Annotated in this window: 22 protein-coding genes; 20 read left to right on the forward strand and 2 right to left on the reverse strand. The window is 60.2% G+C overall.

Translation table 11 applies throughout. The features are described 5' to 3' along the window. From VWZ85_RS17875 to VWZ85_RS17970, 20 genes are all read left to right on the forward strand, one after another. Nucleotides 1–606 (forward strand): NADH-quinone oxidoreductase subunit C, encoded by a 606-nt coding sequence (locus VWZ85_RS17875; protein WP_416589325.1) that lies wholly within the window; start codon nt 1–3, stop codon nt 604–606. Then, entirely contained in the window at nt 606–1,817 is a 1,212-nt protein-coding gene (locus VWZ85_RS17880) for an NADH-quinone oxidoreductase subunit D (protein ID WP_260084618.1), read from the forward strand. The genes VWZ85_RS17875 and VWZ85_RS17880 overlap by 1 nt, the downstream gene beginning before the upstream one ends. Next, nucleotides 1,817–3,010, forward strand: coding sequence for an NADH-quinone oxidoreductase subunit E (locus VWZ85_RS17885; RefSeq protein ID WP_340545116.1), 1,194 nt, complete (start codon nt 1,817–1,819; stop codon nt 3,008–3,010). The genes VWZ85_RS17880 and VWZ85_RS17885 overlap by 1 nt, the downstream gene beginning before the upstream one ends. A gap of 53 nt (nt 3,011–3,063) precedes the next feature. Further along, nucleotides 3,064–3,291, forward strand: a complete 228-nt coding sequence (locus VWZ85_RS17890) for a DUF5337 domain-containing protein (protein ID WP_340545117.1) — start codon at nt 3,064–3,066, stop codon at nt 3,289–3,291. A gap of 6 nt (nt 3,292–3,297) precedes the next feature. Next, on the forward strand, nt 3,298–4,596 hold the full coding sequence (gene nuoF, locus VWZ85_RS17895; RefSeq protein ID WP_416589326.1) for an NADH-quinone oxidoreductase subunit NuoF: 1,299 nt from the start codon (nt 3,298–3,300) through the stop codon (nt 4,594–4,596). Nucleotides 4,597–4,613: 17 nt separating this feature from the next. After that, the gene (locus VWZ85_RS17900) at nt 4,614–4,964 is read left to right on the forward strand and encodes a hypothetical protein (RefSeq protein ID WP_416589327.1); all 351 of its coding nucleotides are present in this window, start codon (nt 4,614–4,616) and stop codon (nt 4,962–4,964) included. Between the two features lie 113 nt (nt 4,965–5,077). Then, nucleotides 5,078–5,482: a DUF5333 domain-containing protein gene (locus VWZ85_RS17905; protein WP_340546294.1), complete on the forward strand. Its 405-nt coding sequence runs from the start codon at nt 5,078–5,080 to the stop codon at nt 5,480–5,482. Nucleotides 5,483–5,485: 3 nt separating this feature from the next. Beyond that, entirely contained in the window at nt 5,486–7,504 is a 2,019-nt protein-coding gene (gene nuoG, locus VWZ85_RS17910; protein ID WP_416589328.1) for an NADH-quinone oxidoreductase subunit NuoG, read from the forward strand. Further along, nucleotides 7,501–7,887: a hypothetical protein gene (locus tag VWZ85_RS17915; protein ID WP_416589329.1), complete on the forward strand. Its 387-nt coding sequence runs from the start codon at nt 7,501–7,503 to the stop codon at nt 7,885–7,887. The genes nuoG and VWZ85_RS17915 overlap by 4 nt, the downstream gene beginning before the upstream one ends. A gap of 6 nt (nt 7,888–7,893) precedes the next feature. Next, nucleotides 7,894–8,931, forward strand: a complete 1,038-nt coding sequence (nuoH, locus tag VWZ85_RS17920; RefSeq protein ID WP_416589330.1) for an NADH-quinone oxidoreductase subunit NuoH — start codon at nt 7,894–7,896, stop codon at nt 8,929–8,931. Between the two features lie 3 nt (nt 8,932–8,934). Next, on the forward strand, nt 8,935–9,429 hold the full coding sequence (gene nuoI, locus VWZ85_RS17925; RefSeq protein ID WP_340545123.1) for an NADH-quinone oxidoreductase subunit NuoI: 495 nt from the start codon (nt 8,935–8,937) through the stop codon (nt 9,427–9,429). After that, the gene (locus VWZ85_RS17930) at nt 9,426–9,845 is read left to right on the forward strand and encodes a carboxymuconolactone decarboxylase family protein (RefSeq protein ID WP_340545124.1); all 420 of its coding nucleotides are present in this window, start codon (nt 9,426–9,428) and stop codon (nt 9,843–9,845) included. Before nuoI ends, VWZ85_RS17930 begins: the two co-directional genes overlap by 4 nt. Continuing rightward, nucleotides 9,842–10,444 (forward strand): NADH-quinone oxidoreductase subunit J, encoded by a 603-nt coding sequence (locus VWZ85_RS17935; protein WP_340545125.1) that lies wholly within the window; start codon nt 9,842–9,844, stop codon nt 10,442–10,444. Before VWZ85_RS17930 ends, VWZ85_RS17935 begins: the two co-directional genes overlap by 4 nt. Before the next feature lie 4 nt (nt 10,445–10,448). Beyond that, a complete protein-coding gene (nuoK, locus tag VWZ85_RS17940; protein ID WP_014874166.1) occupies nt 10,449–10,754 on the forward strand; it encodes an NADH-quinone oxidoreductase subunit NuoK in 306 nt (101 codons plus the stop codon). A 6-nt stretch (nt 10,755–10,760) separates the two neighbouring features. Continuing rightward, a complete protein-coding gene (nuoL, locus tag VWZ85_RS17945) occupies nt 10,761–12,878 on the forward strand; it encodes an NADH-quinone oxidoreductase subunit L (RefSeq protein WP_416589331.1) in 2,118 nt (705 codons plus the stop codon). Beyond that, entirely contained in the window at nt 12,878–14,425 is a 1,548-nt protein-coding gene (locus VWZ85_RS17950; protein ID WP_340545127.1) for an NADH-quinone oxidoreductase subunit M, read from the forward strand. Before nuoL ends, VWZ85_RS17950 begins: the two co-directional genes overlap by 1 nt. Nucleotides 14,426–14,438: 13 nt before the next feature. Further along, nucleotides 14,439–15,878: an NADH-quinone oxidoreductase subunit NuoN gene (gene nuoN, locus VWZ85_RS17955; RefSeq protein WP_340545128.1), complete on the forward strand. Its 1,440-nt coding sequence runs from the start codon at nt 14,439–14,441 to the stop codon at nt 15,876–15,878. Nucleotides 15,879–15,948: 70 nt separating this feature from the next. Then, entirely contained in the window at nt 15,949–16,698 is a 750-nt protein-coding gene (locus VWZ85_RS17960; protein WP_416537790.1) for a biotin--[acetyl-CoA-carboxylase] ligase, read from the forward strand. Nucleotides 16,699–16,719: 21 nt separating this feature from the next. Next, entirely contained in the window at nt 16,720–17,508 is a 789-nt protein-coding gene (locus tag VWZ85_RS17965) for a type III pantothenate kinase (protein ID WP_340545130.1), read from the forward strand. Beyond that, nucleotides 17,498–19,165, forward strand: a complete 1,668-nt coding sequence (locus VWZ85_RS17970) for a ribonuclease J (protein WP_416589332.1) — start codon at nt 17,498–17,500, stop codon at nt 19,163–19,165. Before VWZ85_RS17965 ends, VWZ85_RS17970 begins: the two co-directional genes overlap by 11 nt. A gap of 192 nt (nt 19,166–19,357) precedes the next feature. On the opposite strand, the gene VWZ85_RS17975 is transcribed toward VWZ85_RS17970, so the two are convergent. Together VWZ85_RS17975 and VWZ85_RS17980 are read right to left on the reverse strand one after the other, a co-directional pair. After that, complete coding sequence (locus tag VWZ85_RS17975; protein ID WP_374015318.1) at nt 19,358–19,531, reverse strand: RSP_7527 family protein; 174 nt, start codon at nt 19,529–19,531, stop codon at nt 19,358–19,360. Between the two features lie 216 nt (nt 19,532–19,747). Beyond that, entirely contained in the window at nt 19,748–21,301 is a 1,554-nt protein-coding gene (locus VWZ85_RS17980) for a DEAD/DEAH box helicase (RefSeq protein WP_416589333.1), read from the reverse strand. Between the last annotated feature and the right edge of the window lie 116 nt (nt 21,302–21,417).

Here is a 21,417-nt window from a genome sequence, read left to right on the forward strand (position 1 = left end):
ATGACTGAAGCTCTGAAAGAACTCGGCACCCAGATCGCTGCCAAACGTCCTGATTGTGTCATCGACTGGGATGTCAGCTTTGATGAGCTGAATGTCGATGTTGCCCCGTCGAACCTTGCGGGGTTTGTCGAATTTCTGAAAGCCGATGCGACCTGCAAGTTCTCGTCGCTTGTCGATATCACGGCCGTTGACTACCCGGACCGCGCCAAGCGGTTCGACGTGGTCTACCACTTTCTGTCGATGTATCAGAACCAGCGGATCCGCCTGCGCGTATCGATCCGCGAGGACGAGATGCTGCCGTCGATCGTGACCATCCATCCCTCGGCCAACTGGTTTGAGCGGGAGGTGTTCGACATGTTCGGCGTCCTGTTCACCGGCCACCCGGATCTGCGCCGCATCCTGACCGACTATGGTTTCCGTGGCTATCCGCTGCGCAAGGATTTCCCGACCACCGGCTATACCGAGGTTCGCTACGACGAGGCGCAGAAGCGCGTTGTCTATGAACCGGTCAGCCTGGTTCAGGAGTACCGCCAGTTTGACTTCATGAGCCCGTGGGAGGGTGCCGAATACATCCTGCCCGGCGACGAGAAAGAGGGGGCGAAGTAATGGACGGCTCCAAAATGGATGACGCCCTGACCGGCGAACAGAAGATCCGTAACTTCAACATCAACTTCGGACCGCAACACCCTGCGGCGCACGGCGTTCTGCGTCTGGTGCTGGAGCTGGACGGCGAAATCGTTGAGCGTTGCGATCCGCATATCGGCCTGTTGCACCGCGGCACCGAAAAGCTGATGGAGAGCCGGACGTACCTGCAGAATCTGCCGTATTTCGACCGCCTCGACTATGTGGCGCCGATGAACCAGGAACATGCCTGGTGTCTGGCCATCGAAAAGCTGACCGGCGTGGAAGTGCCGCGTCGCGCGTCGCTGATCCGTGTGCTCTATTCCGAAATCGGCCGGATTCTGAACCACCTGCTCAATGTGACGACGCAGGCGATGGACGTTGGCGCGCTGACCCCGCCGCTGTGGGGCTTTGAAGAGCGCGAGAAGCTGATGATCTTCTACGAGCGGGCCTGTGGTGCGCGCCTGCACGCGGCGTATTTCCGCCCCGGTGGTGTGCATCAGGATCTGCCCGACGCGCTGATCGACGATATCGAGGCCTGGACCCATAGCTTCCCATCAGTTCTGGATGACATCGACGGGCTGCTGACCGAGAACCGCATCTTTAAACAGCGGAATGCCGATATCGGTGTCGTGACCGAGGAGGATATCCTCAACTACGGGTTCTCCGGGGTGATGGTGCGCGGCTCCGGCCTTGCCTGGGACCTGCGCCGTGCGCAGCCCTATGAGTGCTATGACGAATTCGATTTCCAGATCCCGGTTGGCAAGAACGGCGACTGCTACGACCGCTACCTTGTCCGTATGGAAGAGATGCGCCAGTCGCTGTCGATCATTCGCCAGTGTATCGGCAAACTGCGCGAAACCCCCGGTGATATTCTGGCCCGTGGCAAGCTGACCCCGCCCAAACGGGGCGATATGAAAACCTCGATGGAGAGCCTGATCCACCACTTCAAGCTCTATACCGAGGGGTTCCACGTGCCCGCCGGCGAGGTCTACGCCGCTGTTGAGGCACCCAAGGGCGAATTTGGCGTCTATCTGGTTGCAGATGGCACCAACAAACCTTATCGCGCCAAGCTGCGTGCGCCGGGCTTCCTGCATCTGCAGGCCATGGATTATGTGGCCAAGGGCCACCAACTCGCCGACGTCGCGGCCATCATTGGCACCATGGACGTCGTATTTGGAGAGATTGACCGCTAATGCTTCGTCGTCTGCATTCCGAACAACCCGATAGTTTTGCCTTCACGCCCGAGAACCAGACATGGGCCGAAGCGCAGATCACCAAATTCCCTGATGGCCGTCAGGCCAGTGCGATCATTCCGCTGCTGTGGCGTGCGCAGGAGCAGGAAGGCTGGCTGACGAAGCCTGCAATCGAATATGTCGCGGACATGCTGGGCATGGCCTATATCCGTGCGCTTGAGGTTGCGTCCTTCTACTTCATGTTCCAGCTGCAACCCACTGGATCGGTTGCACATGTTCAGATCTGCGGGACCACGTCCTGCATGATCTGCGGCGCAGAGGATCTGATTGCCGTCTGTCAGGAAAAGATCGCGAACAAGCCTTTTACCCTGTCGGCGGATGGTAAGTTTACCTGGGAAGAGGTCGAGTGCCTTGGTGCCTGCACCAACGCCCCGATGGCCCAGATCGGCAAGGATTATTACGAAGATCTGACCGCAGAAGGCTTTGCCAAGCTGCTGGATGATCTGGCTGCCGGTCAGGTGCCGCTGCCGGGCCCGCAAAACGGGCGCTACGCGGCCGAGCCGAAATCGGGGCTGACCTCGCTGACAGAATATGAAAGCGGCAAGACGCAGTATAATGCGTCGGTCCAGCTGGCGGCGGATATTGGCGATACAGTCAAGCGTATCGACGGCACCGAAGTGCCGATCCTGACGCCTTGGATTGGCAAGGACGGCAAGGTTGCCGGTCGCGACAGTGCCGACACCCCGCCGCCCGCGCCGAAAACACCGCTTCCGGCGGTGAAACAGGCCGAGGTTGCCAAGGCAAAGAGCGACGCCCCAAAGAAGGCCGCTCCGAAAAAAGCTGCTGTCAGCGAACCTGCATCGCCAGAGGGCGCCGCCGCAGAAGCCGGAGCCGCTGTTGAAGAGAAACCGGAAACCCTGACCGCAGCGCGTGATGGCAAGGCCGATGATCTGAAGATGCTGAAAGGTGTCGGTCCCAAGCTGGAGCAGACCCTGAATGATCTGGGGTTCTACCACTTTGACCAGATCGCCGCCTGGACGGATGAGCAGATCGCATGGGTCGATAGCCGGTTGAAGTTTAAGGGGCGCATCGTCCGCGATGGCTGGATCGAACAGTCCCGGCAATTGGCGGCTGGCGAGGAAACCGAATTCGCCAAGAAGGCCAAGGCCGACGACCGCTACAAAAAAGACTGACACCACGATAACCGCGCCTGTCCTACGGGGCAGGGGCCAATATTCAGGACCACATGAGCGTAGAGCGCGACAAAGCACTGGCAGCAAAGGGACGGCACATCGCATTGGTGATTGCCGCAACCATGCTTGGCTGGCTGGCAATGTCGTTGTTCATCGGCCCCGCGCTGGGGCTCGCCGGGCGCTACGCTCTGCTGTTTGATTTCGCAGCCCTTGCAGGCTTCATCTATGCAGCGGTCAACATTTTTCAACTCTGGCGGATGCGCCAGGACAGCCAAAGGTAGGCAGACATGCTGAAGGACCAGGACCGGATCTTTACCAACCTTTACGGGATGCATGAGCGCACATTGGCAGGCGCAAAACAGCGGGGCCATTGGGATGGCACTGCGGGCATCATCGAAAAAGGGCGGGACTGGATCATCCAGAACATGAAGGATTCCGGCCTGCGCGGACGCGGTGGTGCGGGCTTCCCGACCGGCCTTAAATGGTCCTTCATGCCGAAAGAGAGCGATGGTCGTCCCTCCTATCTGGTCATCAACGCCGATGAATCGGAGCCGGGCACCTGCAAAGACCGCGAGATCATGCGCCATGATCCGCACACGCTGATCGAGGGCGCGCTGATCGCCTCCTTCGCGATGAATGCGCATACCTGCTACATCTATCTGCGCGGCGAATACATCCGCGAGCGCGAGGCGCTGCAGGCCGCCATCGACGAATGCTATGACCAAGGTCTTCTGGGTCGCAATGCAGCCGGATCCGGCTGGGACTTTGACGTCTTCCTGCACCATGGTGCAGGGGCCTATATCTGCGGCGAAGAAACTGCGCTGATCGAAAGCCTTGAGGGCAAGAAGGGCATGCCGCGTATGAAGCCGCCGTTCCCGGCTGGTGCTGGCCTTTATGGCTGCCCGACCACGGTGAACAACGTGGAGTCTATCGCCGTGGTGCCGACCATTCTGCGTCGCGGACCCGATTGGTTTGCAGGCTTTGGCCGTCAGAACAACGCCGGCACTAAGCTGTTTGCGATCTCCGGTCACGTCAACAGCCCCTGTGTGGTTGAAGAGGCTATGAGCATCTCCTTTGAGGAGCTGATCGAGAAGCATTGCGGCGGTATTCGCGGCGGCTGGGACAATCTTCTGGCTGTCATTCCCGGCGGCTCTTCGGTTCCTTGTGTGCGCGGCGAGAAGATGAAAGACGCCATCATGGACTTTGACTATCTGCGCGGCGAACTGGGCTCCGGCCTTGGCACGGCGGCGGTCATCGTGATGGACAAGCAGACCGATATCATCAAGGCGATCTGGCGCCTGTCGAAGTTCTACAAGCACGAAAGCTGCGGTCAGTGTACGCCCTGCCGTGAAGGCACCGGCTGGATGATGCGCGTGATGGATCGTCTGGTGAAGGGCGAGGCCGAGCTGGAAGAGATCGACATGCTGTGGGATGTGACCAAGCAGGTCGAAGGCCACACCATTTGCGCGCTCGGCGACGCCGCAGCCTGGCCGATCCAGGGCCTGATCCGCAATTTCCGTGAGGAAATCGAAGACCGTATCAAGGCACAGAAGTCCGGGCGCATGGGCGCCATGGCAGCCGAATAGGGTCGGGGGGTAGCCGGATGATCACGGGTGTGACCAAAACCATGGCTGTGCTGGCCGTCTGCGGCGGAGTGCTGGCGGCGTGTGACGGTATCGTCAACAATCGCCCGACCTACGCGGGCGTGCCCTTCTCGGCGAAGTCCAAAGCGGTCAACAAGAAAGAGACGCTAGCGGTGTTTACCACTACGGTATCCAAAGCCTCGCGTTCGCTGGAAGGCGCGCGGCTGGCCGCTCATCACGAGAGCACCCGTTACTGCATCGAAAACTTCGGCACGTCGCGCATTGCCTGGCAGGTCAACCCGCTTGATGCGGATATTGCCGTGCCGCTGGATGGCGATACGGCCGTCTATGGCGGAACCTGCACCCCGTGATCGCAGGCCGGGCATATCCCATGGCCGCGCAATCCGCGCCCACGCCGGTGTTATTGAATAACGCCGTCGCCTGCGCGCGTTCTGGTCGCTCCCTCACCAAGGAGTGTTCACCAATGCGAATCCTGATTGCGACCTGTGCCGCCTGCCTGATGCTGCTGCCATCGATGGGCGCGGCGAAGCCGTCCTTGCGCGATGTGCAAGAGATCGAAGACCCGCTGTTCGCGGTCGCTCTGGCCAAGGAAGTGGCCGACCACTGTGATGCGATTACCGCGCGTTACTTCAAGGGTCTGACCGAACTGCGGCGCCTGCGGGCACGTGCCAATGCTCTTGGCTACACGGATACGGAAATCCGCGCCTACATCGGCTCGGACGAGGAAAAAGCCCGGATGCGGGCCAAGGGAGAACGCTTCCTGGCGCAAAACGGGGTCTCATATGAGAAAACGGAAACATTCTGTACGTTTGGTCGTGCGGAAATCAAGAAAAACAGCGCGATCGGCGTTTTACTGAGGGCGAAATAGACCATGTCTGACCTCCGCAAGATCAACATTGACGGAACCGAGATTGAGGTGGATGGGGCGATGACCCTGATCCAGGCCTGTGAAGAGGCCGGGGTGGAAATTCCCCGCTTCTGCTACCACGAGCGCCTGTCCATCGCCGGCAATTGCCGGATGTGCCTGGTTGAGGTTGTCGGCGGCCCGCCGAAACCTGCCGCCTCCTGCGCCATGCAGGTCCGCGACCTGCGTCCCGGTCCCGAAGGCCAGGCGCCGCAGGTGAAGACCAATTCGCCGATGGTCAAGAAGGCCCGTGAGGGCGTGATGGAGTTCCTGCTGATCAACCATCCGCTGGATTGCCCGATCTGCGATCAGGGTGGCGAATGTGATCTTCAGGATCAGGCGATGGCTTATGGCGTTGATTTCTCGCGCTTCCGAGAGCCAAAGCGCGCCGTCGACGATCTCGATCTCGGTCCGCTCGTCGGCACCGCAATGACCCGCTGCATTTCCTGCACGCGTTGCGTTCGTTTCACCACCGAAGTCGCAGGCATTACCCAGATGGGCCAGACCGGTCGTGGTGAGGATAGCGAGATTACCTCCTATCTGAACGAGACGCTGGATTCGAACCTTCAGGGCAATATCATCGACCTGTGCCCGGTTGGGGCGCTGACCTCGAAACCCTATGCCTTCACGGCCCGCCCGTGGGAGTTGACCAAAACCGAAACCATCGACGTGATGGACGCGCTGGGGTCGAACATCCGTGTCGACACCAAAGGCCGCGAAGTGATGCGCATCCTGCCGCGCAACCATGACGGCGTGAATGAGGAATGGATCAGCGACAAGACCCGGTTCGTCTGGGACGGGCTGCGTCGCCAGCGTCTGGATCGCCCCTATGTGCGTGTCGACGGCAAGCTGAAGCCCGCGACCTGGCCGGAGGCCCTGGAGGCAGCGGCCGCCGCAATGAAGGGCAAGAAGATTGCCGGCCTGATCGGTGATCTGCTCCCGGTTGAGGCGGCTTTTGCGCTGAAACAGCTGGTCGAAGGGGAGGGTGGCAAGGTTGAGTGCCGGACGGACAAGGCCCGTCTGCCGATCGGCAACCGCGCGGCCTATGTCGGCACCGCAACCATCGAAGATATCGACAGCGCCAAGGCGATCATGCTGATTGGCACCGATCCTCGCAATGAGGCGCCGGTTCTGAACGCCCGCCTGCGCAAGGCCTGGATCAACGGCGCCAATATCGGCCTGATCGGCCAGCCGGTCGATCTGACCTATGGCTACGCCCACCTCGGCACCGACCGCGCAGCGCTCGAGACACTGCTCAACGGCGAAACCGAAGGCGCGATTGGCAAAGATACGCTGGTCATCGTCGGCCAGGGCGCCCTGCGTGAGGCCGATGGTCTGGCGGTACTGGCCCATGCGCAGAAATACGCGGCCATGACCGAGAGCAAACTTCTGGTGCTGCACACCGCTGCCGGCCGTGTTGGTGCGATGGATGTGAATGCGGTCACCGAGGGTGGCCTTGAAGCGGCCATCGACGGCGCAGAGGTGATCTACAACCTCGGCGCTGATGAGGTCGAAATTGATGCAGGCGCCTTTGTGATCTACCAGGGCTCGCACGGCGATCGTGGTGCCCATCGCGCCGACGTCATCCTGCCCGGTGCTGCCTATACCGAAGAAAACGGTCTGTTCGTGAACACCGAAGGGCGTCCGCAGCTGGCCATGCGCGCAAGCTTTGCCCCCGGTGAGGCTAAGGAAAACTGGGCGATCCTGCGGGCGCTCAGCGCGGAGCTGGATGCCAAGCTGCCCTATGACTCGCTGGCGCAACTGCGCAGTGCGCTGGTGGCAGAGGTGCCGCATCTGGCGCGCATTGACGAAGTGGCGGCAAATGACGGCCCGGCGCTTGAGGTTGAGGCCATGGGCAAGGCGGCATTCCTGCCTGCGGTCAAGGACTTCTATCTGACCAACCCGATTGCGCGGTCGTCGCAGCTGATGGCGGAACTCTCCGCCAACGCAAAGGCGCGTAGCGCCGAGAAGATCGCGGCGGAGTGATCCGTGCGGGCATCATATCGCCTCTGCTGCTGGCAGCCTGCGTGCAGGCCCCGCAGACGTCTCGGACGCCGTTCACCCCCGATTATAAAGGGGTAGAGACACGGCTACTGGATGGCGATCTGGTGCAATTCCACGTGGCCATGACCGGCGCCCGCAATGGTGCCGATCTGGACAACTATGCGGAATGCGCGGCGGCGCAATATGCGCTGATCCGCGGTTATGGATTTGCACGTCATGTGCGCACAAAAATGAAACAAGAGGGTGGCAATCAGACGGCAGATGCTGTCTACACCATCTCGCCTTCCCTCCCGCGCGGACTGCGCACCATCGACGCCGAAGTCGTGGTCGCGGATTGCGAGGCTAACGGAATACCCACGGTGTGAGGACCTATGGCTGAATTCTTTAACACCCCAGGCGGCATCGCTGTTCTGATCCTGGCGCAAGTGCTTGCAGTTGTTGCATTTGTCATGATTTCGCTGCTGTTCCTCGTCTACGGGGACCGCAAGATCTGGGCGGCTGTCCAGATGCGTCGTGGCCCCAATGTCGTAGGCATCTACGGCCTGCTGCAATCGGTGGCCGACGCGCTCAAATATGTTGTCAAAGAGGTGGTGATCCCCGCCGGTGCCGATCGCACCGTGTTTATTCTGGCCCCATTGACCAGCTTTGTGCTGGCGATGATCGCCTGGGCGGTGATCCCCTTCAACGACGGCTGGGTCCTGTCGGACATCAATGTGGCGATTCTCTATGTTTTCGCGGTCTCCAGCTTGGAGGTCTACGGCGTGATCATGGGCGGCTGGGCCTCGAACTCGAAATATCCGTTCCTCGGCAGCTTGCGCTCAGCGGCGCAGATGATCTCTTACGAGGTCTCGATTGGTCTGATTATCGTTGGGGTCATCATCTCCACCGGTTCGATGAACTTCGGCGACATCGTACGTGCGCAGGACGGTGATCTGGGTCTGCTGAACTGGTACTGGATCCCGCATTTCCCGATGGTCTTCCTGTTCTTCATCTCGGCACTTGCGGAAACCAACCGCCCGCCGTTCGATCTGCCGGAAGCGGAATCGGAGCTGGTTGCAGGCTACCAGGTGGAATACTCGGCGACACCGTTCCTGCTGTTCATGGCCGGGGAATACATCGCCATCTTCCTGATGTGCGCGCTGACAACACTGTTGTTCTTCGGCGGCTGGCTGTCTCCGATCCCTGGGCTGCCCGACGGCGTCCTGTGGATGGTCGGCAAAATGGCGTTCTTCTTCTTCCTCTTCGCAATGGTGAAGGCAATCACGCCCCGCTACCGCTATGACCAGCTGATGCGTCTGGGTTGGAAAGTGTTCCTGCCGTTCTCGCTGGCCTGGGTGGTCTTCGTATCCTTTGCTGCAAAATTTGACTGGTTCTGGGGCATCTTCGCCCGCTGGACCGTGGGAGGCTGATCAATGGCGAACATCGACTACACCCGCGCCGCCAAATACTTCCTGCTGCAGGATTTCTGGGTCGGCTTCAAACTGGGGATGAAGTATTTCTTCGCCCCCAAAGCCACCCTGAACTACCCGCACGAGAAGGGCCCGCTGTCGCCGCGTTTTCGCGGCGAGCATGCTCTGCGCCGCTATCCGAACGGCGAGGAGCGCTGCATTGCCTGTAAACTGTGCGAGGCGATCTGCCCGGCGCAGGCGATCACCATCGACGCGGAACCGCGCGAGGACGGCAGCCGCCGCACCACGCGGTACGACATCGACATGACGAAGTGTATCTACTGCGGTTTCTGCCAGGAAGCCTGCCCGGTGGATGCAATCGTCGAAGGCCCGAACTTCGAGTTCGCCACCGAGACCCGCGAGGAGCTGTTCTACGACAAGGACAAGCTGCTTTCGAACGGGGAGCGCTGGGAAGCCGAGATCGCGCGCAATCTCGAACTGGACGCGCCGTACCGATGAGCGATGCCAAGAACCCATTTGAGGCCATGATGGCCCAGGCCCAGGACATGGCCAAAGCCCTGAACCCGGCGTTGGAGAGCTTCTCTCCCACCGGAGCGTTCAAGGAGTTTGAAGCGCTGTGGCCGACGATGCCGAAGGATGTCATGGAGATGATGTTCGGCAATACCGTCAACAAGGGCGGGCTGGATGCCAAGACCCGGCTGCTGCTGACATTGGCCGGGCTGACAATGCAGGGCGCGCAGGCGGATTCAGCCGTGCGCCAGACCGTACGCCACGCCCTAGAGGCGGGCGCGAAGAAACAAGAGATCGTTGAAACGATCGGACAGATGTCGGTGTTTGCCGGCATCCCGGCCATGACCCGCGCGCTGGAACTGGCGCAAGAGGTTCTGGACGCCAAAGGGGACGATGAAACATGAGCGTTTTTGCCTTTTACCTCTTTGCCATCAGCGCCATCACCGGCGGGCTGTTCACGGTGATCAGCCGCCAGCCGGTGCATTCTGTGCTGTGGCTGATCCTGGCCTTTATTTCCTCGGCCGGGCTGTTCGTGCTGCTGGGCGCTGAATTTGTCGCCATGCTGCTGGTCATCGTCTACGTCGGTGCCGTTGCGGTGCTGTTCCTCTTTGTGGTGATGATGCTGGACGTGGATTTTGCCGAGCTGAAAGCAGAGATGGCGCGCTATATGCCGTTGGCGCTGCTCATCGGTCTGGTGATCCTTATGCAGTTCGTGATGGCTTTTGGTGTGTGGGAAACCGCACCGGCGGCGGCCACGCAGCTGGCCCAGCCGATCCCGACTGACCAGCATAACACCGAGGCGCTTGGCCTCATCATTTACGATCAATATTTCCTTCTGTTCCAACTTTCCGGGCTGATCCTGCTGGTTGCGATGATCGGCGCCATTGTGCTGACCCTGCGCCACCGCACCGACGTCAAGCGTCAGGACGTTGTCGCCCAGATGATGCGCGATCCGGCCTTGGCCATGGAACTCAAGGATGTGAAACCGGGGCAGGGGCTTTGAGACAATGATCACACTCGAGCATTATCTAACCGTCGCGGCGACGCTGTTCGTCATCGGCATCTTCGGGCTCTTCCTGAACCGCAAGAACGTCATCATCCTGCTGATGAGCATCGAACTGATGCTCTTGGCGGTGAACATCAACCTTGTGGCTTTCTCCAGCTTCCTTGGGGATCTGGTGGGTCAGGTCTTCACCCTCTTTGTGCTGACCGTGGCCGCCGCCGAGGCCGCTATTGGTCTTGCGATCCTGGTTTGCTTCTTCCGCAACCGCGGCACCATCGCCGTGGAAGACATCAACGTGATGAAGGGCTAAAGCGTCATGGAAACCATCCTTCTCTTTGCCCCTCTGGTCGGGGCCATCATCTGTGGCTTTGGCTGGAAGTTCATCGGCGAGACCGCAGCCACCTGGACGGCGACCGGGCTTTTGTTCCTGTCGGCGCTTCTGTCGTGGATCGTCTTCCTCAGCTTTGACGGGGTGACCCAGTCGATCGAGATCATGCGCTGGATCGAAAGCGGCTCGCTGTCGACATCCTGGGCGATCCGTCTGGACCGGATGACGGCGATCATGCTGATCGTTGTGACCACGGTGTCATCGCTGGTGCATCTCTATTCCTTTGGCTACATGGCCCATGACCCGCAGTGGAAAGACGGCGAGAGCTACAAGCCGCGCTTCTTTGCCTATCTGTCGTTCTTCACCTTCGCGATGCTGATGCTGGTGACCTCCGACAACCTGGTGCAGATGTTCTTCGGCTGGGAAGGCGTGGGCGTTGCCTCCTACCTGCTGATCGGTTTCTACTACCGCAAGCCTTCGGCCAATGCGGCAGCGATGAAAGCCTTCATCGTCAACCGCGTGGGTGACTTTGGCTTTGCCCTCGGTATCTTTGCCCTGTTCTTCCTGACTGACAGCATCAATTTTGATGACATCTTTGCAGCGGTGCCGCAGCTGGCGGAAACCCAGCTGACCTTTCTCTGGTCGGAGTGGAATGCCGCCAATCTGATTGCAGTCCTGCTGTTCATTGGTGCCATGGGTAAATCGGCGCAGCTGATCCTGCACACTTGGTTGCCGGATGCGATGGAAGGCCCGACCCCGGTGTCGGCCCTGATCCACGCCGCCACCATGGTGACCGCCGGTGTCTTCCTCGTCTGCCGCATGTCGCCGCTGATGGAGTTCGCACCCGAAGCGACAACCTTCATCACCGTGCTGGGTGCAACCACGGCCTTCTTCGCGGCGACTGTGGGTCTGGTTCAGACCGACATCAAACGCGTGATCGCCTATTCCACCTGTTCACAGCTTGGCTACATGTTCGTGGCCGCTGGCGTCGGCATGTATTCCGCTGCGATGTTCCACCTGTTCACACATGCCTTCTTCAAGGCGATGCTGTTCCTTGGTGCAGGCTCCGTGATCCACGCGATGCACCATGAGCAGGACATGATGAACTACGGTGGTCTGCGCAAAAAGATCCCCTACACCTTTGCGGCGATGATGATCGGCACGCTGGCCATCACCGGCGTTGGTATCCCGCTGACCCACTTTGGCTTTGCCGGCTTCCTGTCCAAGGATGCCATTATCGAGAGCGCCTATGCTGGCGGGTCGATGTATGGTTTCTGGCTGCTGGTCATCGCGGCGGCAATGACATCCTTCTACAGCTGGCGCCTGATCTTCCTGACCTTCTACGGCAAGCCGCGCGGCGACAAGCATACGCATGATCACGCGCATGAAAGCCCGATGGTCATGCTGATCCCGCTGGGTGTGCTTGCCCTTGGTGCGATCTTCTCTGGCATGCTCTGGTATAACAGCTTCTTCGGCCATGCTGATAAGGTTGGCAAATTCTACGGCATCCCGGTGGCAGAAGCCGCGGCACATGGCGATGCGGCAGCGGATTCGCGCCACGGCGCTGATGACAGCCATGCCAGCACGGCGGATGATGGTCACGGCACCGCTGAAGCATCCGGTGAGCATCACTATGTATTCGCGGGTCAACCGGGCGAAGGCGCGCTGTATTTCGGTGCCGACAACACTGTGCTGGATGACGCGCACGCCGCTCCGAAATGGGTGAAAGTTTCGCCCTTTATCGCGATGCTGCTTGGTCTTGGTCTTGCGATCCTGTTCTACATCGTGAACCCAAGCCTGCCGGGACGTCTCGCCAAGCAGCAGCAGCCGCTGTACCTGTTCCTCAAGAACAAGTGGTATTTTGACGAGCTCTACGATTTTGTCTTTGTCAAACCGACGCTGATGATCGGCCGCTTCTTCTGGAAGCGCGGTGACGGCAAGACCATTGACGGCGCGCTCAACGGGATCGCCATGGGCATCATTCCCTTCTTCACCCGCCTCGCCGGTCGCGCACAGTCGGGTTACATTTTCACCTATGCTTTCTGGATGGTGCTGGGCATTGCTGCCCTGGTTACCTGGATGTCGATCGGCGGAGGAGCGCACTGATGGACAATCTCCTTTCTATTGTCACCTTTATCCCGGCGCTTGCGGCGGCCATTCTGGCCCTGTTCCTGCGCGGCGAGGATGAGGCGGCGCAGCGCAACGCCAAGTCTGTTGCGCTTTTTGCCACCACGATCACCTTCCTGGTGAGCCTTGGCATCTATTTCCAGTTCGACCCCTCCGACACAGGCTTTCAGTTTGTGGAAGAGGCCGAATGGATCTTTGGCCTGAAGTACAAGATGGGCGTCGATGGCATTTCGGTGCTGTTTGTGATGCTCACCACCTTTGTTATGCCGCTGACCATTTTGGCGAGCTGGGGTGTGAACACCCGCGTCAAGGAATACATGATCGCCTTTCTGATGCTGGAGACGCTGATGCTTGGCGTGTTCATGGCGCTGGATCTGGTGCTGTTCTACCTGTTCTTTGAGGCGGGCCTGATCCCTATGTTCCTGATCATCGGCATCTGGGGCGGCAAGGAACGGATCTACGCGTCGTTCAAATTCTTCCTCTACACCTTCTTTGGCTCGGTGCTGATGCTGGTGGCGATGGTCGCGATGTACGCGGATGCAGGCACCACCGATATTGCCCAGCTGCTGACGCACAGTTTCTCGGCCTCCGGCTTTGATCTTCTTGGAGTGCATGTCGTTGGTGGGATGCAGACCCTGTTGTTCCTCGCGTTCTTTGCCTCCTTCGCGGTGAAAATGCCGATGTGGCCGGTGCACACCTGGCTGCCCGATGCGCACGTGCAGGCGCCGACCGCAGGCTCCGTGGTGCTGGCGGCGATCCTGTTGAAGATGGGCGGCTACGGCTTCCTGCGCTTCAGCTTGCCGATGTTCCCCGTCGGGGCCGACGTGATGACGGATCTGATCCTGTGGATGTCGGCGATTGCGGTGGTCTATACTTCGCTGGTGGCGCTGGTGCAGTCGGACATGAAGAAGCTGATCGCCTATTCTTCGGTGGCGCATATGGGCTTTGTGACCATGGGCATCTTTGCGGCGAACCAGCAGGGCATTGATGGCGCGATCTTCCAGATGCTGAGCCACGGCTTCATCTCGGCGGCGCTCTTCCTCTGCGTGGGTGTCATCTATGATCGGATGCACACCCGTGACATCGACGCCTATGGTGGCCTTGTCATTCGTATGCCTGCCTATGCGCTGGTCTTCATGTTCTTCACGATGGGCAACGTCGGCCTGCCGGGCACCTCGGGCTTCATCGGGGAATTCCTGACGCTGATGGGCACCTTCCAGAAGAACACCTGGGTCGCAGCAGTTGCCGCAACCGGTGTCATCTTCTCGGCAGGCTATGCGCTGTGGCTCTACCGCCGCGTGGTCTTTGGCGACCTGATCAAGGGCAGCCTCAAGACCATCAAGGATATGACTGCCCGCGAGCGGTTCATCTTTGCACCGCTGGTGGTGATGACCATCCTTCTGGGCGTCTACCCGGCGCTTGTCACCGATATCATCAGCCCGTCGACCGAGGCGCTGATTGCAAACTTCAATGAATCTCTGGCTGCCGCGGACCTGTCCCCGGCGACCCAGATAGCTTCGCACTAAGGGGGCGTGGGCGATGATCCCAGCTGATCTCACCGTTATCCTGCCAGAGATTGTTCTGGCGCTCAGCGCAATGGCGGCGCTCCTTGGCGCTGTCTACACCGGCAAGGACAAACTGGCCCCGGCATTGATCTGGCTGATGGCCGGTCTGATGTCGGCGCTGGCCATCTGGATCGCCACCGGATCCTCGGGCAGCCGCGAGGCATTCAACGGCATGTTCGTCGACGATGGTTTTGCCCGCTTTGCCAAGGTCGCCATCCTGCTGTCGGCCTCTGCCGTGCTGGTCATGGGCCAGGACTACATGTCACGCCGTGGCATGTTGCGCTTTGAGTATCCCATCCTCGTCGCGCTGAGCGCGGTGGGCATGATGGTGATGGTCTCGGCCGGCAACCTGATGTCGCTATACATGGGCCTTGAGCTGCAGTCTCTGGCGCTCTACGTCGTGGCTTCGCTGCGTCGTGACAGTGTGAAATCCACCGAAGCCGGTCTGAAGTACTTCGTGCTCGGCGCGCTTTCGTCCGGTTTGCTGCTCTATGGCGCATCGCTGGTCTATGGTTTTGCCGGGACCACCGACTTTGCCGGTATCTACGCGGTGGCCAAGCATGGTGAAGTCTCCGTCGGTCTGCTGTTCGGCCTGGTCTTCCTGATCTCCGGCATGGCGTTCAAGGTGTCTGCCGTGCCGTTCCACATGTGGACCCCTGACGTCTACGAAGGCGCGCCAACCCCGGTTACCGCATTCTTTGCATCGGCGCCGAAGGTTGCGGCCATGGGCCTGTTCGCCCGCGTGCTGCATGATGCCTTTGGTCATGCGGTACAGGACTGGAGCCAGGTTGTGGCCCTTCTGTCGCTGCTGTCGATGTTCGTCGGGGCCGTTGCCGCCATTGGCCAGCGCGATATCAAGCGTCTGATGGCCTATTCCTCGATCGCCCATATGGGCTATGCGCTGATGGGCCTCGCCGCGGGCACCGCTTATGGCGTGCAGGCGCTGCTGGTCTATATGGCGATCTATGTCTCGATGAACATCGGCACCTTTGCCTTCATCCTGATGATGGAGAAGGACGGTAAGCCGATCACTGACATTCGCGCGCTCAACCTCTACTCCCGTCGCGAGCCGGGCAAGGCGCTGGCGATGCTGATCCTGTTGTTCTCTCTGGCGGGTGTACCGCCGATGCTGGGCTTCTTCGGCAAGCTTTATGTGCTTAATGCGGCCTATCAGGCGGATATGGCGTGGTTGGCGATTGCCGGTGTGATCGCATCGGTTATCGGCGCGTTCTACTACCTGCGCATCGTGTACTACATGTATTTCGGTGAAGAGGGCGAGGAGCTGGAAACCAACCGCTCGCCGATCCTCTGGGGGTTCCTGATGGCCTCGGCGGCCGTGATGCTTCTTGGGATCATCAACATGTTCGGCATCGAGGGTGCAGCGGCTGCGGCGGCTGCCACGCTGGTCAACTGACGGTTTCGACACAGAACACACAAAGGCCTGGTCTGCGGACCGGGCCTTTTTGCCTTGAAGGGACAGCATCATGAGTGATTGGCCAGAGGGATACGGGCGGAGCCTGCTTGACGAGGTGGACAGCACCCTCGATGAGGCGGCGCGCCGCGCGCCCACATTGACCGGCCCTGAATGGATCATGGCCAAACGCCAGACAAAGGGGCGGGGGCGCCGTGGCCGTGCCTGGAAGGAGCCCAAGGGGAATTTTGCCGCAACACTCGTCATGCGGCCGGAGGGGCCGCCCGATCAGGTGGCGCTGCGCAGCTTTGTTGCGGCGCTGGCGCTTTATGATGCCTGTGTCGCGCTCTGCGGCGAGACGGCTGGACTTGCACTGAAATGGCCCAATGACGTGCTGCTGAATGGTGGCAAGCTGGCGGGGATCCTGCTGGAAAGCGCGGGGGCCGCCGCCGGTGTGACACATCTTGCGATCGGGATTGGTGTCAATCTGATCGAGACGCCGATGCAGGAATGGCTGGAACCGGGTGCTGTCTGGCCTGTCTCGCTGCTGTCGGAAACCGGGGTCCAGGTCACCCCAGAGGCGTTCCTGACCGCGCTTGCTGTCGCCTATGACCGCTATGAACGACAGTTTGTCACCTATGGGTTCGAGCCGATCCGCACCGCCTGGCTGGCCCGTGCTGCGCGCCTGGGCGAGGTGGTGGTGGCCCGCACCATGAACTCCGAAACCGAAGGCACCTTTGAGACTGTGGACGGCGGCGGCAACCTTGTCCTAAACACCGCCAAGGGCCGTGTCAGCATTCCGGCGGCGGATATCTTTTTCTAGGGCATAGGAACGGGGCAGGTCATGCTTTTGGCAGTCGATTGCGGCAACACCAATACTGTCTTCTCAATCTGGGACGGGGAGAACTTCATCGGCACCTGGCGTACCGCCACCGATTGGCGGCGCACGGCGGATCAGTATTTTGTCTGGCTCAATACGCTGATACGGCTACAGGGGATCGAAGCGGATATCACCGATATGATCATCTCCTCCACGGTCCCGCGCGTGGTGTTCAATCTGCGGGTGCTGGCGGATCGTTACTTCCACACCCGCCCCCTGGTGGTGGGCAAGCCTGACTGCCTGCTGCCGGTTGCGGTGCGGGTTGATCAGGGAACCAATGTCGGCCCGGACCGTTTGGTCAATACAGTCTCCGGGTTTGACAAATATGGCGGCAACCTCATCGTCGTCGATTTTGGCACGGCGACAACCTTTGACGTGGTGGCCGAGGATGGCGCCTATATCGGCGGTGTGATTGCGCCGGGGGTGAATTTGAGCCTGGAAGCCCTACATCAGGCAGCAGCGGCTCTGCCGCATGTGGATATTTCCAAACCCCAGTCGGTGATCGGCACCAATACGGTTGCATGTATGCAGTCAGGTGTGTTCTGGGGATACGTAGGACTGGTGCGCGAAATCTGCGCCCGCATCAAAGCGGAGCGCGACGTGCCGATGAAAGTAATCTCGACAGGCGGGCTGGCGCCTTTGTTCCAGCAAACAGCAGATCTGTTTGACGCATTTGAGGATGATCTCACGATGCATGGGCTACAGATCATACACAAATATAATAAGGATAACGGTCTCGAGGATGAGCACTGAACGTTTAATCTACCTGCCCCTCGGCGGGGCAGGCGAAATTGGTATGAACGCCTATATCTACGGCTACGGCAAACCGGGCAAGGAACGCCTGGTCCTGGTTGATCTTGGCGTTACTTTCCCGGACATGGACAGCACGCCCGGCGTGGATCTGATCATGCCGGACATCAGCTGGCTGAAGGAACGGGCCGACCAGCTGGAGGGGGTGTTCATCACCCACGCCCATGAGGATCACATCGGCGCCGTGGCGCATCTCTACCGTGACCTGAATGTGCCAATCTATGCCCGTGCCTTTACCGCAAATCTGGCGCGCCGCAAGATGGATGAGGCCGGTCTGGACAGCGAAGAGGTGAAAACCGTCTCCGCATGGCCAGAGGTCACCAAACTGGGGCCGTTTACCATCGGCGTTGCACCGATCTCGCATTCCATCCCGGAGAGTGGCGGTCTGGTGATCGACACGCCTGCGGGGCGCATCGTTCACACTGGTGATTTCAAAACCGACCCGACGCCGATTGTCGGCGAGGCATTTGATCCGGACATGTGGTGCGAGATTGCCAAGGATGGCGTCAAGGCGCTGGTCTGCGACTCCACCAATGTCTTCTCGCTGCATCCGGGCCGGTCTGAGGTCGATGTCGGACCCGAGATCACCCGCCTGGTGGGCGAGGCCGAGGGGATGGTGGTTGCCACCACATTTGCCTCCAATGTCGCGCGGGTGAAAACCCTCGCCGAGGCCGGTCAGCGGGCCGGGCGCTCCATCGTGCTGCTGGGCCGCGCCATGCAGCGCATGATCGAAGCCGCCACCGAAACCGGCGTGCTCAAGGACTTTCCGAAGGTGGTCAGTGTCGAGGCCGCGCAAGAGCTGCCGCGTGAGAACCTGATGCTGATCGTGACTGGTAGCCAGGGCGAACGCCGTGCGGCGTCCGCCCAACTGGCGCGCGGCAAGTATCGCGGGATCGAGGTGAAGGAGGGCGACCTGTTCCTGTTCTCCTCAAAGACCATTCCGGGCAATGAGCGTGGCGTCATTCGCATCATCAACCAGTTCTCTGAAAAGGGTGTGGATGTGGTCGATGACAGCTCCGGTCTCTACCATGTCTCCGGTCACGCAAACCGCCCCGATCTGGAGCGGATGCACGATATCATCAAGCCGCAGATGCTGATCCCGATGCACGGCGAGCACCGTCACCTGCGCCAGCACGCCCGTCTCGGCGAGGCCAAGGACATTGCCAGCGCGGTTGTGGTCAACGGTATGATGATGGACCTGACCGGTGATCGCCCCAAGGTCGTGGATTATGTCGACACCGGCCGCACCTATCTGGATGGCTCGGTCAAATACGGTGCGCTGGATGGCGTGGTCCGGGACCGGATTCGCATGGCGCTGAACGGCCATGTCATCGTCACCGTCATTCTTGACGAGGAAGATGAGCCATTGGGCGAACCCTGGTGCGATATCAAGGGGTTGGCCGAGACAGGCCGTTCCAATGCCGCGCTGGTCGAGGTGATGGAAGAGGATCTCAACCAGTTCATCATGCGCGCGGGTGCCAAAACACTGCGCGATGACGACAAGCTGGAAGAAAACCTTCGCCGCGTTGCCCGCCAGACAGCACAGAACGAGATTGGCAAGAAACCGGAAGTTACCGTGGTGGTCAGCCGGATGCGCTGATCGCTTCGGACCAAGTTGATAGACAGGCCCGCCGCAGTTTCTGTGGCGGGCTTTTTTTTTGAGTACACATCGGCCCTGTGGGCCACAGCCCACGCGCTTTATAGAAAAAGCCCCGGCGGTGGGGCCGGGGCTTTCTTCGGCTGCTAGGGGCAACCGTCAATCAATACTGTGCAGGCGTCGCTGCGGATGGGGTCAGGCGTGCCGGGGGCGCGACAGCAGCGCTGCAAGCTTGCCGGGCAGGCTGACGATCCCACGGCCCAGGCTGCGCAGGAAGGAAGCCATCGCCTGTGCGCGCAGCTCATGTGCGCGGGCTTCGATGGCGCGGATTTCGTCGGCGGTCACAGTGGGGAACTCAAGGTTGTTCATGGCGGCTCTCATCTTGCTTAAGTGCGTCTTGTTGCCCTCCAGATAGGCGTTCCTGCCGGGGGCGACATCTGCAAAAATGGGCAATCCTGCCATGCTGCAAGTGCAAAGCTCATGAGAGAAATCGGGCGCTGTTTGCGGTCAGGTTCCTGATCACACATATGAAAAAGGGCCGCCCCAAGAGGCAGCCCTTCGGAATACGACTATGCGGTAGCCAGTTTAGCCGGCGCGGCGCTCGGCAAAGCTGAGAGCGATAAAGCTCGGCATATGGTCGCCCATGCCAACCACATTGTTGCGGTCGTTGCCACCACGTCCCCGGCCGGATTTCTGGTTGCCCTTCTGCCCGGTCTTGGGGGCGGAGGGTTTCTCAGCCGATTTCTGACGGGAGGAAGAGCGGCAATCGCTGCGCTTCTCCTGCTCGCCCTGCGACTGATCCGGCGTTGCAGCTTTGGCTTCAGCTGTCGGGATATCCTTAGCCTGTGCCTCTGGCGCTGCGGTCTCTTCCTTGGCGGCCGATTCCTTGGCAGCCGATGCACGGGTGGAAGACCTGCGGCTGCGGGTCTTGCGCTCTGTGGTCTCGCCGGTCGCTGCGTCCTTGCTGTCTTTTGCCGCTGGTTCGGCCTTTTTCAGCGGGTTCTCAAGACGCGGGATCTCGTTCTGGACAAGGCGCTCGATATCTTCGAGGTTCCTTTCGTCCTTGGGCACGCAGATCATCATCGCGGTGCCGTTACGGCCTGCGCGACCCGTCCGGCCGATGCGGTGAACATAGTCCTCGGCATGGCTCGGCACATCGAAGTTGAACACATGGCTGACGCTGGGCACATCAAGCCCGCGGGCGGCCACATCAGATGCCACCAGAAAGCGCAGCGACCCTTCGCGGAAGCCTTCCAGCGTCTTGGTGCGCTGGCTCTGATCAAGATCACCGTGGATCGGCGCCGCGTCATAGCCGTATTTCTTCAGCGATTTCGCAACGATATCCACATCCGTCTTACGGTTGCAGAAGATGATCGCATTGGTGCATTTCTCGCCTTCCTGATCAATCAGGTGGCGTAGAAGCTTCCGTTTCTCGCTGCCTTCACGATCGCGGCGCGAGGCTTTGAACAGCACAACACCCTGGGAAATATTCTCAGAGGTGGTTGCCTGCCGCGCCACTTCGACACGCTCCGGGGCGGAGAGGAAGGTATTGGTGATCCGCTCGATCTCCGGCGCCATGGTGGCGGAGAAGAACAGGGTCTGACGGGTGAAGGGCGTAAGGCCGAAGATGCGTTCGATATCGGGGATGAACCCCATGTCGAGCATACGGTCGGCTTCATCCACCACCATCACCTTGACGTCAGACAGGATCAGCTTGCCGCGCTCGAAATGGTCGAGCAGGCGACCGGGCGTTGCGATCAGAACGTCAACCCCCTTGTCGATCAGCGTGTCCTGTTCCTTGAAGGAGACACCGCCGATCAGCAGGGCCTTCGTCAGTTTCAGGTGTTTGGTATAGGTGTCGAAGTTCTCCGCCACCTGGGCTGCCAGCTCCCGCGTGGGGCAAAGCACCAGGCTGCGCGGCATCCGCGCACGCGCGCGGCCACGCGCCAGCAGGGTGATCATCGGCAAGGTGAACGAAGCCGTCTTGCCGGTGCCGGTCTGTGCGATCCCCAGCACATCGCGCCCTTCCAAGGCGGGCGGAATCGCCCCTGCCTGAATGGGGGTGGGGGTTTCGTAACCCGCTTCCTCAATCGCTTTGAGGACTTTAGGGTTCAGGTTCAGATCTGAAAATTTTGTCATATGCGTCCGTTTTTGCGGACACTGACCTGGCCCGCGCGTGTATGTCAGGGCCGATTCCGCATGGTCTTGCGTCCTGTCTCTATCGGCTTGCGCGGGGCATAGCAAAATCCGCTGCA

The organism is Phaeobacter sp. JH20_29 (genome assembly GCF_048056175.1).
Classification (GTDB): domain Bacteria; phylum Pseudomonadota; class Alphaproteobacteria; order Rhodobacterales; family Rhodobacteraceae; genus Phaeobacter; species Phaeobacter bryozoorum.

Coding starts and splice junctions, on each gene's coding strand:
- VWZ85_RS17875 (WP_416589325.1), top strand. CDS start 1: ATGACTGAAGCTCTGAAAGAACTCGGCACCCAGATCGCTGCCAAACGT.
- VWZ85_RS17880 (WP_260084618.1), top strand. CDS start 606: ATGGACGGCTCCAAAATGGATGACGCCCTGACCGGCGAACAGAAGATC.
- VWZ85_RS17885 (WP_340545116.1), top strand. CDS start 1,817: ATGCTTCGTCGTCTGCATTCCGAACAACCCGATAGTTTTGCCTTCACG.
- VWZ85_RS17890 (WP_340545117.1), top strand. CDS start 3,064: ATGAGCGTAGAGCGCGACAAAGCACTGGCAGCAAAGGGACGGCACATC.
- nuoF (WP_416589326.1), top strand. CDS start 3,298: ATGCTGAAGGACCAGGACCGGATCTTTACCAACCTTTACGGGATGCAT.
- VWZ85_RS17900 (WP_416589327.1), top strand. CDS start 4,614: ATGATCACGGGTGTGACCAAAACCATGGCTGTGCTGGCCGTCTGCGGC.
- VWZ85_RS17905 (WP_340546294.1), top strand. CDS start 5,078: ATGCGAATCCTGATTGCGACCTGTGCCGCCTGCCTGATGCTGCTGCCA.
- nuoG (WP_416589328.1), top strand. CDS start 5,486: ATGTCTGACCTCCGCAAGATCAACATTGACGGAACCGAGATTGAGGTG.
- nuoH (WP_416589330.1), top strand. CDS start 7,894: ATGGCTGAATTCTTTAACACCCCAGGCGGCATCGCTGTTCTGATCCTG.
- nuoI (WP_340545123.1), top strand. CDS start 8,935: ATGGCGAACATCGACTACACCCGCGCCGCCAAATACTTCCTGCTGCAG.
- VWZ85_RS17930 (WP_340545124.1), top strand. CDS start 9,426: ATGAGCGATGCCAAGAACCCATTTGAGGCCATGATGGCCCAGGCCCAG.
- VWZ85_RS17935 (WP_340545125.1), top strand. CDS start 9,842: ATGAGCGTTTTTGCCTTTTACCTCTTTGCCATCAGCGCCATCACCGGC.
- nuoK (WP_014874166.1), top strand. CDS start 10,449: ATGATCACACTCGAGCATTATCTAACCGTCGCGGCGACGCTGTTCGTC.
- nuoL (WP_416589331.1), top strand. CDS start 10,761: ATGGAAACCATCCTTCTCTTTGCCCCTCTGGTCGGGGCCATCATCTGT.
- VWZ85_RS17950 (WP_340545127.1), top strand. CDS start 12,878: ATGGACAATCTCCTTTCTATTGTCACCTTTATCCCGGCGCTTGCGGCG.
- nuoN (WP_340545128.1), top strand. CDS start 14,439: ATGATCCCAGCTGATCTCACCGTTATCCTGCCAGAGATTGTTCTGGCG.
- VWZ85_RS17960 (WP_416537790.1), top strand. CDS start 15,949: ATGAGTGATTGGCCAGAGGGATACGGGCGGAGCCTGCTTGACGAGGTG.
- VWZ85_RS17965 (WP_340545130.1), top strand. CDS start 16,720: ATGCTTTTGGCAGTCGATTGCGGCAACACCAATACTGTCTTCTCAATC.
- VWZ85_RS17970 (WP_416589332.1), top strand. CDS start 17,498: ATGAGCACTGAACGTTTAATCTACCTGCCCCTCGGCGGGGCAGGCGAA.
- VWZ85_RS17975 (WP_374015318.1), bottom strand. CDS start 19,531: ATGAACAACCTTGAGTTCCCCACTGTGACCGCCGACGAAATCCGCGCC.
- VWZ85_RS17980 (WP_416589333.1), bottom strand. CDS start 21,301: ATGACAAAATTTTCAGATCTGAACCTGAACCCTAAAGTCCTCAAAGCG.